The 11,494-nt window shown below is 46.5% G+C and carries 9 protein-coding genes; 2 read left to right on the top strand and 7 right to left on the bottom strand.

The annotated features are described in order from the left end of the window. Positions 1-134 precede the first annotated feature (134 nt). The 7 genes from F9K33_14315 to F9K33_14345 all read right to left on the bottom strand — a co-directional run bounded on the left by F9K33_14315 (position 135) and on the right by F9K33_14345 (position 7,684). Positions 135-527, bottom strand: a complete 393-nt coding sequence (locus F9K33_14315) for a hypothetical protein (protein ID KAB2878149.1) — start codon at positions 525-527, stop codon at positions 135-137. Between the two features lie 74 nt (positions 528-601). After that, positions 602-1,189, bottom strand: coding sequence for a bacteriocin-protection protein (locus tag F9K33_14320; GenBank protein ID KAB2878150.1), 588 nt, complete (start codon positions 1,187-1,189; stop codon positions 602-604). 7 nt (positions 1,190-1,196) lie between these two features. Next, entirely contained in the window at positions 1,197-1,754 is a 558-nt protein-coding gene (locus F9K33_14325; protein KAB2878151.1) for a GNAT family N-acetyltransferase, read from the bottom strand. A 49-nt stretch (positions 1,755-1,803) separates the two neighbouring features. Continuing rightward, positions 1,804-4,950, bottom strand: coding sequence for a hypothetical protein (locus F9K33_14330; protein KAB2878152.1), 3,147 nt, complete (start codon positions 4,948-4,950; stop codon positions 1,804-1,806). A gap of 256 nt (positions 4,951-5,206) precedes the next feature. Beyond that, positions 5,207-6,190, bottom strand: coding sequence for a quinolinate synthase NadA (nadA, locus tag F9K33_14335; GenBank protein KAB2878153.1), 984 nt, complete (start codon positions 6,188-6,190; stop codon positions 5,207-5,209). Between the two features lie 156 nt (positions 6,191-6,346). Further along, the gene (locus F9K33_14340) at positions 6,347-7,027 is read right to left on the bottom strand and encodes a hypothetical protein (protein ID KAB2878154.1); all 681 of its coding nucleotides are present in this window, start codon (positions 7,025-7,027) and stop codon (positions 6,347-6,349) included. 120 nt (positions 7,028-7,147) lie between these two features. Beyond that, positions 7,148-7,684 carry an RNA methyltransferase gene (locus F9K33_14345; GenBank protein KAB2878155.1) on the bottom strand — a complete coding sequence of 179 codons (537 nt, stop codon included), beginning with the start codon at positions 7,682-7,684 and terminating at the stop codon, positions 7,148-7,150. 233 nt (positions 7,685-7,917) lie between these two features. On the opposite strand from F9K33_14345, the gene F9K33_14350 reads away from it, so the two are divergent. Next, positions 7,918-8,394, top strand: a complete 477-nt coding sequence (locus tag F9K33_14350) for a (2Fe-2S)-binding protein (GenBank protein ID KAB2878156.1) — start codon at positions 7,918-7,920, stop codon at positions 8,392-8,394. A 105-nt stretch (positions 8,395-8,499) separates the two neighbouring features. Further along, entirely contained in the window at positions 8,500-10,890 is a 2,391-nt protein-coding gene (locus F9K33_14355; protein KAB2878157.1) for a molybdopterin-dependent oxidoreductase, read from the top strand. Positions 10,891-11,494 lie beyond the last annotated feature (604 nt).

Raw genomic sequence — 11,494 nt, forward strand, 5'->3', positions numbered from 1 at the left:
ACAGCAGCAGCGGATATAAAATTTTTTTAGGTTTACGGCACAGAACATTACCTGATCATCGAAACATCCGAGGGATTTAACGTCCGTTTACAAACTGCATTGGATTTTATCCGGAGCTCTCTCAAAAAATAAATTTACTTATTGAAAAAACTCTTTCCTAGTCGTTTCTCCGGACTGCAAATGTCTAATGTGTCCGCATCGAAATCGACGGCTACAAACATCACGGTATCTTCGTCAGCATGATCGATGAGTGTCAAGGTGCTTGCCGTTTTTTCAAACGTAAACTCAAGACCCAATACATTCAGCTTATTTTCAGAAACGGAATACGGAAGTTCGCTGTGCTCAAAACATGTAAATTCGCTATCAAAATAATAGTCGTCGAACGTATTTGTTTTGAAATAGACATATTCCGGCGTTCCGTCATCGTCAAGATACCATTTTGTTCCTTCCAGCGCATTTTTATCATCCTCCGTGCAGCTGATAGCAATAAAAACAAACAACAATGCAACCGTGATTTGTTTTGACATAACACTCTCCTTTACTTGGTTTATATTTATGAGATAATATCCCTTATCGGCAGTTGATGCAATACTTAACCCATTTATTCTTGTTTATCGGAAGGCCTTCGAAGTTGTTTTATTCTAACACCTGCTTCAGAATCTTTTATCAATTGCTCAAGTCTTTTTAACTGTGTTTCCTCCTGCTTTGCGCTCATCACCCACCACGTAGCGGGTTTCTGATACGACGGCGGCTGCATACGGAAAAATGCCCACGCATTTTTGTTCTTTCTGAATAGCGTTTCATATTTTTTGTTTAGCTTACCTGCTTTCCGTTCAAATGAATATATTTCCGAATTTTTTTCATCCCGCCTGCCGAAAGCCGCAATCCCGGACGGTTGCATGAGTCCCATTTTAGTAAGTTCCTTGACGCGTTTAATATTTACCGCGCTCCAGTTGCTTTTTGGCCTTCGAGGCGTGAAACGGATCATGTAACTCTGTTCATCTACCGACTTCCTGATCCCATCGATCCAGCCGAAACAAAGCGCTTCATCAACCGATTGCGGCCAGGTGATGCTGGGGATACCTGAGTCCTTTTTGTAATAACCCACCCATAATTCCTGCATCTTATCGTGTTTTTTTTCTAACCACTTACGGAATTCGGGTTGTGTTGAAAAAAATACAGGTTTCATGTAAAAATCATTTTGCTTCTGGCGTCAATTTCGAATAAATAAACGAATCCAAAAACTGCCCGTTGAAATAATAATTTTCCTTAAAATGGGCCTCCCTCACGAAGCCGTTTTTTTCAAGAAACCGCATAGATACGGCATTGCCCGTATTGACATTGGCCTCGACGGAATGGAGCCGCATGACGCGGAAACCGTAGTCAAGTACGGGCATCAACGCTTCCTGCATCAGCCCTTTGCCCCAGTAATCCGGATGAAGCAGGTAGCCGATCTCCGCGCGGTGATGTTCTTTTATGATCTTCCAGAACCCGATCGTGCCAATCATCTCCTTTTGATCTTTGAGTGAAATGGCCCACGTGATACTTTCATTTGCATCGAATTCGGTTTGTATCTTACGGATCATCTCCCCCGCTTCATCAAGGGACACCATCAGCGGCTTGTCCATGAATTCCATTACCCGGGGATCGGAGCGTAAACCAAATAATGCATAAGCATCATCAAGTCTAGCCTGTCGTAGATTCAACCGCACGGTTGATAAGAGCGGAAAGAGTTTGAAATTAATATCCAGCATGGAGTCGGCAATCGTTAAAATAATTTACGCTCTTCGGCAATTTGGAAAATTATTCTTTTAGTTTCATTATCTCCACCGTTTTGAATACAGAAAAGCCGGAGTCCTGAACCTTTTTCTGATAGGCTGCAACGTCTTTTTCATATAGTTCGTTGTGCTCTTTCACCAATACTTCCATGTGTTTTTTGATCTTTTCATACTTCACACGATTGCCTTCGGTTGGAGCGCCGTACGTGCTTGTCGCAGTCCACATCAGCGTGTTGATTTCCGGCATAATGACGTCTTCAAAATCGTCGAAACCCTGACGATCGTTATCCGGTTCGATCTTTCTTTCGAACGCGGTCAGTTTTTTCTGTAAATCCTCTCCAGCTTTTTTCAGATCGGCCGCTTTGGCCGTATCAAGATTTTTAATAAATTCCGAAACGGTTTTGATCGATTTTTTTGTTTCCTGCAATTGTTTATACATCGACGACGCGGTCTCCATCAGCCGGCCCGTCTTCATCGCTAATTCCTGCGTTTGCAAACGTCCTTCTCCGTCCGCCGCATATCTCGGATCGGGTTTGACATCTATATTCTGCAGATATGCTTTGCCGTCATATTGGATCCGAACTTTGTACGTTCCCGGCGTAACGAAAATACCGGATTTTTCAATGTCCGTGGTGTCCACAGATGACGGGGTATGAAACTGTCCATGCGAAAGATCCCAGGCAATTCGGTTCAATCCCTTTCGGGCCGGGCCTTTGATCACGCGGATAACTTTTTCGCCTTCAAGTATTTCGATCTTAACTTTGTTCTCTTTTGGTGTATCTTCCCATGCACGCACGCTGTCCGGCGGATTGACAAGATAGGTCAGGATCGCACCGAAATCACGCTGCCTGCCCCGGTACATCGCATCGCCGGAACTGGTGTACGGCCCCGCCCAATATTCTGTGTGATATTGATAACCCGGCTGAACTTCAAACAATTGAAATTTTGTTCCGGCGGTTTCTTTGGTCAACTTTCTCAACGGCGCGATATCGTCCAGAATATAAATACCGCGCCCATGGGTTCCGATGATCAGATCGTTTTCCCGGGGATGGACGGCCAGATCAAGCACGGGAACCGTAGGAAATCCCGCCTTCCATTTCATCCAATTTTTCCCGCCGTTAAGACTGAGGTATAATCCGAATTCCGTTCCGACAAACAATAGATCCTTATTCACCGGATCTTGTTCGATCATGTGAACATAACCGTCGATTCCCGCCGTTGCGAGACTTTCCCATGTTTTCCCGAAATCACGCGTTACGAAAATATACGTCTTCCAGTTTGATCTGCGGTGATCGTCGAAAACCGCATATGCCGTTCCGGCGTCAAATTTTGACGCTTCGATATGAGGGCACCATGTCGCAGAAGGCGGCGCATTCTTGTTGTTTCGTAGTGCGCTAATCGTATTCGTCCACGTTTTCCCGCCGTCCTGCGTCACCTGAACATTACCGTCGTCCGTGCCAACCCATATCACACCTTGTTTCACCGCGCTCGGCGCGATGGTCAAAATTGTACAGTGATTTTCCGCGCCGGATGCATCCTGCGTTAATCCGCCGCTTTGAGATTGTTTTAATTTCGTCGAGTCGGCGGTCGTCAGATCCGGACTGATGATCGTCCAGGAATTACCTTTATTCGAACTCTTGTGCAGAAATTGGCTTCCGTAGTAAATGGTTTTTGAATCATACGGGTCGAGCGCGAAACCTGCATTCCAGTTATAACGCGCTTTCACATCGCTCTCGGTCGGACGAATATCTTTTCGGAATCCTAATTTGTCATTGTAATAATACAAATAGCCGGCTTGCGACATGCCGTATCCGCTTTGTGCATCTTCAGGATCGGACACCGTAGCAAAACCGTCTCCGAATCCTACCATTTCCCATTCGTGATTATAAATGCCGTCTTTTTTAAATGAATTGCTCGGGCCTTTCCATGAACCGTTATCCTGAAGCCCGCCGTACACGTTGTATGGAAATTCATTATCATAGCTGATATGATAGAACTGCGCGAGAGGCAGATTTTGCACGAATTTCCATGTCTTGCCGCGGTCGTAACTCATCGCAATGCCGCCGTCGTTTCCGACGATCATAAATTCTCCGTTAGGATGAATCCACATCGCATGATAATCGGGATGTATATCCTTCCACGGCGCGAGAATAGCGAACGTCTTGCCGGCATCTTCACTCACGCTCAAAACAAATTCAAGCCGATAGACGATATTCTCATTCTTTGGATTAACCATCAATTGGGCAAAATAAAACGGGCGCGGACTCACGTTGGTTTCCTGATTCACTGTTTTCCATTTGAAACCGCCGTCGTCCGAGCGCAACAGTACGCTGCGTTTCGCTTCAACGAGCGCGTACACAATGTTCGATTTGTTCGTTGCAAAAGCAATTCCGCAGCGCCCGAGATTGCCTTCCGGCAAACCGTCTTTCACATCTAATTTTTTCCATTTATCCCCGCCGTCGGTCGTAATGTACAAACCGCTCCCCGGGCCTCCCGAGGTAAAGAACCAGGGCCATCGGCGGTGTTCCCACATGGATACGATGAGTTTGTTCGGGTTATTGGGGTCCATCACCAGTTCGGCTGCGCCGGTCTTTTCATTCACATACAGAATTTTCTGCCACGATTTTCCTCCGTCGGTTGTTTTGAAAACACCGCGTTCCGGATTCTCGCCCCACGTTGTTCCAAGCGCCGCCACGTACGCCACATTAGGATCATCCGGATTCAAAACAATACGTGAAATTTTTTCCGTTTTCTCAAGGCCGATGGCCGACCATGTTTTTCCCGCATCGATTGACCTGAACATACCCCTCCCCACACCGGCGCTATTTCTCACATTGGACTCGCCTGTTCCAACCCAAACAATATTAGGATTAGACTGGCAGATCGCGACATCGCCGATCGACGATACATTTTGTTCATCAAATATGGGAGTCCAGCTGACACCGTTGTTGGTAGATTTCCACACGCCGCCGGTTGCGGTTCCAACATAAATAATATTCGGATCATCTTTCACCGCATCAATGGACGCAATACGTCCGCTCATTCCGGCCGGGCCAATACTGCGGGCCTTCATGCCTGAGAAGAAAGTGGAATCGAATTGGGAGTACAAGTTAGACTGAGTAAGCGAGATTAATAAGAACGCCCAACTGAGACCGAACAGAAATTTTTTCATGATAGACTCTCCGGAAAAATGTGTGAATAGGTTATTTTTCGAATTGGATGTGGAAAAGATATGAATTTAAACGAAAAGAGGGAGAAAAAGTTTTGGAAATCTTTAGAATACATTAACCGCAAAGGACGCAGAGAACGCAAAGAAATTCAAAAACACAAAACATATCTTATGCTTTTTAGCCACTATGATAATTTGCGGCAACTGGGAACTAAGTACGAAAAAACTTAGCGACCTTCGCGTCCTTTGCGGTTAAAAACTAACTCATCTCCAGCATACGCAGGATCGGTTTCAGCGCGCGAAGACGAATATCTTCGGGCATTACAATCTCAGGTGACCGATTCTTCATACAAAGATACAACTTTTCGAGTGTATTCAATTTCATATGCGGACACTCGTTGCATGCGCAATTATTGTCCGGCGGCGCGGCGATGAATATTTTATCAGGACATGCTTTTTCCATCTGGTGAATAATGCCAGCCTCGGTGGCTACGATGAATTTTTTATCCGGAACGGTTTGAACATGTTTGAGCAGAGCGCTGGTGGAACCGATAAAATCGGCCATGTCCAACAAAGCATCTTCACATTCAGGATGCGCGATGAGTTTGGCATTCGGGTGCGTAACTTTGATTTGTACAATTTTCTTTTCTGAAAATATTTCATGCACCTGGCAGGAACCATTCCATAACGTCATCTTTCTGCCGGTTTTCTTCATCAGATAGGCGCCCAAATTTTTGTCCGGAGAAAATAAGATCGGTTTTTCTGGGGGAACCTGCATGATGAGTTTTTCCGCGCTGCTGGATGTGCAGATCAGATCGCTCAACGCTTTGACCTCCGCAGTACAGTTAATATACGTGATCGCAAAATGATCGGGATGCGCGTCGCGGAATTGTTTAAACTGATCCGCGGGACAACTGTCAGCCAGCGAACATCCGGCTTTCAGGTCGGGAAGAAGAACGGGTTTATCCGGATTCAAAATCTTGGCCGTTTCCGCCATAAAATGTACGCCGGCAAAAACGATTACGTCGGCTTTGGTTTCCGACGCCTTGCGCGCAAGTTCCAGACTGTCGCCGACAAAATCCGCAATGTCCTGTATCTCGCCCTCCTGATAATAATGCGCCAGCAGGACCGCATTCATATCCTTCTTGAGCCGCGCGATCTCTGCAAACAGATCCAACGACGGATCAATATCGGATTCAGTGAGAAGCTGCGATTTGGTTTTGAGTTTATCGGAAACGATCATAATTTGTCCTTATTTTTCCTCTTCTGAAAGAAGTTCCACCTGCGAAAACAGGCGTCCAAAAATCACTTAAATTATCCATTCTTCTTTTGTTATGGCGTCATTTTTTTTGATTGAAAGCTCCGTGAACCTCATGCGCCAATGTTTAATAATGGCCTATCAGTTTCCGACATCTTCCCAAAAGGCAGGATCTATCGAAGCACGTGAGATAATTCTCGGCTCAGGCTCAGCATAAAGTACTGCGTAATATTCCCCGCCATAAAGCGGTGATCCTCCATTAAATATAAAAACCATTTCATGTTTATAATAACCGGGAATAATTGGAAACACACCTCCAATCGTGGCGTAATGATTTGGATAAGCACCCAGGACCCCCGGGAGGCCACGGTACATTTCTGCCATCCGTCTTGGATGAAAATCTTCCTTGAAAGTGCAAAATGCCCAATGTGATTGTACAGGTGTGCTTGTATCGACTGTAGCAGGCAAGAAAGCAACATCCAGCGGCCAAGAAGAAAAATCATAAGCGGCCGCTTTCTGATAGGCTGTATCGTCGAGAAGGAGAATGATTTCCCCGGGCGCCCAAGGAGGAAGATAACGTCTTTCTATATTCGGAATGGTATCAGCAAACAATAGACGTATGTACCTCATGCAATACAGCATTTTTGTAACCCATGGATCCGAAACCCTGATCTCTCCCGAAAATACCAAAGCAAGTTCCCTCGCTTCCAATGTATCTTCCTTGGTAAAATCAACTGGCGGCCATGATGGAACCCATGCCTCGGTATATTCATGTGAGGGGAATTCATTATTTTCACATGAAACAAGATTTATAAAAATCAATGCACAGTGCAAGTATAATTTTGAACAATTCGTACACATAAACACCTCTCTTTCATCCCTTGTTGTGTACTACTTATAGTGTATTCTATAACGTATAAAGTGACAAAATAATCTGTTTTTTTATCTATTTTTAAATTTTTCAACCAACTGAAACACCGCTATCCCGTACGCCACGGCAACATTCAGCGACTGCTTCATTCCGTACATCGGAATTTCACAAGCAAAATCGCACGCGGCAACGACTTCCTCGCTCACGCCGTCCACTTCATTTCCAACCACCAGCGCGATCGGAAATGAGCAATCCATCGTCATAAGGTCTTTACTTTCTTTGCAATGTTCCAGCGCCGCCACCGTAACGCCCTGCTCTTTAAGCCATTTGACTGCGTCAACCGCTTTAGGAAAATGGCGCCATGGAACGGTTTCCGTTGCGCCGAGGGCCGTTTTGTCTATTTCCTTACGCGGAGGAACGGCCGAGTATCCGCAGAGAATCAGTTCCTGTATACACGCGGCATCCGACGTGCGGAACGCGGCTCCGACGTTATACATACTGCGGATATTCTCCAGCACGATGTATATTGGGAAACGCTTTTTTTGCTGTAATTCTTCCGGAGAAGAACGCTGCGATTTTATTTCTTCGTAAGTGAGTTTTGTCGGCATATAATTTCTTTTTAGCCACAAAGGCACGAAGACACTAAGGAAAATGTTCAAAAATACCGCCCTAATTTTTGAGCCTTTGGGTCTTCGTGGCTATGATTTAATAATAAACAATCGAATCGGTTTTTCAAAAGCAAAAAAGTTTGCTATTGAAACCTCTTTTTGTTAAAATCGATCATTCCTTTTCTTTGGACAATTCGTACGAACTATACATCGGCCCTTCCCAAGGAGTTTGAATGAAGTCTCTGATTAAATTATATGTCAACGGCGACGTACACGAAATCGCCGTTAATCCCAACCGTACTCTTCTTGAAGCGCTGCGTTACGACTGCCACCTGACCGGAACGAAACAGGGCTGCGACATGGGCGACTGCGGCGCGTGCACCGTATTGATCGATGGCCTTCCGATCCAGTCCTGCATTACCCTTGCGGTTGAATGCGTTGGAAAAGAAATTCTAACCGTCGAAGGTATCGCCAAACAAGATAAGCCCCATCCCGTTCAGATCGCATGGAATAATCACGGCGCCTCGCAGTGCGGCTATTGCACACCCGGATTTATCGTCGTCGCAAAATGGCTGTTCGATCGTAACCCCAATCCTACCGAAGAAGAAATCAAAATGGCGCTTTCAGGAAACATCTGCCGGTGTACGGGGTATACGAAGATCATCTCTGCAATGAAAGAAACCATTCAAATAATGAATAGTGAGCAGTGAATAGTAAGCAATAGTGATTCATATTTAGTAACTAATTTGTTTTAACTGCACACTATCTACTATTCACTGCTCGCTAAAAAATTTGTTGTTTGAAAAGGAAATAATATGATCCGACCCAAAAAAGAAAACTTCACCGTCATCGGCGAACGACTGCCGAAGATCGAAGGATTTGAAAAAGCCAACGGCAGCGCGCTCTATACCGACGACATCGTATTGCCTAATATGCTGAGCGGAAAACTTCTGCGCAGTCCGCATCCGCATGCGCTGATCAAACGCATCAATACTAGCAAAGCGGAAGCGCTCCCGGGCGTGAAAGCCGTAATGATCGGAAGCGAACTCACGGAAATGTACGGCGTGCTTCCCGCGTCCATGGACGAAACCGCGCTCGCGATCGAGAAAGTTCGCTACATCGGCGAAGAAGTTGCAGCCGTAGCCGCCATCGATGAAGAAACGGCGGAAAAAGCGTGTGAATTGATCGAAGTTGAATACGAAGTGCTCAAACCGTGCCTGACCATCGAAGATGGATTCCGCGAAGACCTGCCGAAAATTCACGGCAATACAAAAACTGCGAACGTGATGAAAGAAGTTCATCAGGAATTCGGCAATGTGGACGACGGATTCGCCGAAGCCGATCTCGTGATGGAAAACGAATATTTCTTCGAAGGCAATACACACGTTCCGCTCGAACCGCATTGCGCGTTATCGCAATGGACGGACAACAAACTCACGATCTGGTCGTCCACCCAAACGCCGCATTATCTGCACGTCGCGCTGGCAAAAGTTCTGAAAATGCCGCGCAGCCACATTCGCGTGATCAAGCCGCATATCGGTGCGGGATATGGCGGTAAATCGGAACCGTTCGCGTTGGAATTCTGTTCCGCCTGGCTATCCAAGAAAACCGGCCGCCCGGTGAAAATATTATACAATCGCGAAGAAGTATTTTACGCGCACCGCGGACGCCAGCCGATGAAAATGATCCTGAAGACCGGCGTGAAAAAAGACGGAAGTCTCACCGCCATTCACATGCGTACGTTTCTCGACGGCGGCTCGTACGGCAGTTACGGTTTGGTTACGACTTATTACTCCGGCGTATTTCTGACATTGCCGTATAACGTTCCGCGATACAAATTTGACGCGTTTCGTATTTACACCAATAAACCCGCGGGCGGGCCGAAACGCGGGCACGGCGCCGTGCAGCCGCGATTCGCGATGGAATGCCAACTCGACAAGATCGCTGAAAAACTCGGGCTCGATCCGATCGCCATGCGATTGAAAAATACGGTCAAACCGAATTCCATGACCATCAATGCATTCCGCGTAACTTCCTGCGGGATCAATGAGTGCCTGGAGCGCACGCGCGATAAGTCGCAATGGAACGTGAAATTCAAAGAATACAAAAATCAGCAAGGCAAGATTATCCGCAAAGGCATCGGCGTTGCGGCAAGCACATACATCAGCGGCGCGGGCAAATCGATCATATGGAACGATATGCCGCACTCGGGCGTGCAGATCAAGATCGACCGCGGCGGCGGCGTGGCCGTCTTCTGCGGCGCGTCGGATATCGGGCAAGGTTCTGATTCCATGCTCGCGTATGTTGCAGCGGAAGTGCTCGGCGTGGAAGTAAGCGACGTGCACGTGTGCCAGACCGACACGCATCTCACGCCGGTAGATTTGGGAAGTTATTCAAGCCGTGTCACGTTCATGGCGGGTAACGCTTGTATTCAAGCGGCAGAAAAAATTAAGGAACAACTATTCGAAGTCGTTTCAAAAAAATTGCAGGTTCCCAAAGACGATCTCGACTGCGGACACCGACTGATCTTCTACAAATCCGATCCGCAAAAAAGTTTGACGTTTGTTGAGGCTGCAAATTTAGCCGAAACCGCGTTCGGCACGATCGGCGCAACGGGAAGTTACAAACCGCCTAAGATCGGCGGCGATTATAAAGGCGCCGGAGCCGGGCCTTCTCCGTCCTATACGTTCTCCACGCACATTGCGGAAATAACGCTCGATGTGGAAACCGGCGCCGTGACCGTGGATAAAATTTGGTCGGCGCATGACTGCGGCCGCGCACTCAATCCGCTGATCGTCGAAGGGCAGATAGAAGGCAGTGTGTACATGGGCGTCGGCGAAGCGCTTTTCGAGGAACATATTTTCCATAAGAACGGCCTGCACCGCAATCCGTCCATTCTTGAGTACAAAATTCCCACCATTCTCGATACGCCGGAGATCGAATCCATTATCGTGGAAACCATCGATCCCGAAGGGCCGTTCGGCGCCAAAGAAGCGGGCGAAGGGCCTTTGCACGCGGCAATCCCCGCCATTGCCAATGCGATTTATAACGCTATCGGCGTTCGCATGGATGCCACGCCATTCACACCGGAGAAAATTCTGAAAGCCTTGGACGAAAAGGAATCAGGCAATAACGGCAATGGAAAAAATTCCAAAAGCACAAGAAGCATCGGGGCAAAAAAGCTGGCTGGTATTCTTCCCCCGTGAAAAGAGGCTGTTGCAGAATGAGTTATTTTTGCGCCATGGTGTCAATAGCAATGAGAAAGGTAAAAATCATATGATCGTTACGGCGTTTTAGGGCCTTTGAAAAAATGCCGTTAAGAAATCGAAGCGAAAGCCCGTTAAAAACAAAACATGTCCGAGTTCCGACGAAGTCGGAACGAGTTTGTTTTGTTTAGGGCTGGAGCGGAGATTTTAGGCATTTTTTCAACAGCCCAAGGCACTTTTCTTTCCTTCTTTCTTTTGTGCCAGCAAAAGAAAGAAGAATGGTTTTTCCGAGTGTGTTCATCTTACATATAGTTTATTGTAAACCCTAATTACTGTTAATCCGCTTTCTTTTTAAAAAGAAAGCGGCAAAGAAAACTTCGGCTGTGATAAAAATGCCTAAACCCTCGTTCGCAGAGTGGGTTGCGAAAAACGATTCTCAATCTTCACGATACGTTAAATTAGAACGTTAGTGATAGCCGTTTTTCGCAGAAGTTATACTGCGAACTCGGGTTTCACCGGCATTTTTATCAAGGCCGCGAATACCAAAGCATGAATCAAGTAAAATATTTGAAGACAACATGTCATATTGCAACAGCCTCGAAAA

The sequence above is a fragment of the bacterium genome, from assembly GCA_008933615.1.
Classification (GTDB): domain Bacteria; phylum CLD3; class CLD3; order SB21; family SB21; genus SB21.

Excerpts from the sequence above, each read along its gene's own strand:
- F9K33_14325 (KAB2878151.1), bottom strand. The coding sequence starts at position 1,754 with ATGCTGGATATTAATTTCAAACTCTTTCCGCTCTTATCAACCGTGCGG.
- F9K33_14330 (KAB2878152.1), bottom strand. The coding sequence starts at position 4,950 with ATGAAAAAATTTCTGTTCGGTCTCAGTTGGGCGTTCTTATTAATCTCG.
- F9K33_14355 (KAB2878157.1), top strand. The coding sequence starts at position 8,500 with ATGATCCGACCCAAAAAAGAAAACTTCACCGTCATCGGCGAACGACTG.
- F9K33_14320 (KAB2878150.1), bottom strand. The coding sequence starts at position 1,189 with ATGAAACCTGTATTTTTTTCAACACAACCCGAATTCCGTAAGTGGTTA.
- F9K33_14315 (KAB2878149.1), bottom strand. The coding sequence starts at position 527 with ATGTCAAAACAAATCACGGTTGCATTGTTGTTTGTTTTTATTGCTATC.
- F9K33_14345 (KAB2878155.1), bottom strand. The coding sequence starts at position 7,684 with ATGCCGACAAAACTCACTTACGAAGAAATAAAATCGCAGCGTTCTTCT.
- nadA (KAB2878153.1), bottom strand. The coding sequence starts at position 6,190 with ATGATCGTTTCCGATAAACTCAAAACCAAATCGCAGCTTCTCACTGAA.
- F9K33_14350 (KAB2878156.1), top strand. The coding sequence starts at position 7,918 with ATGAAGTCTCTGATTAAATTATATGTCAACGGCGACGTACACGAAATC.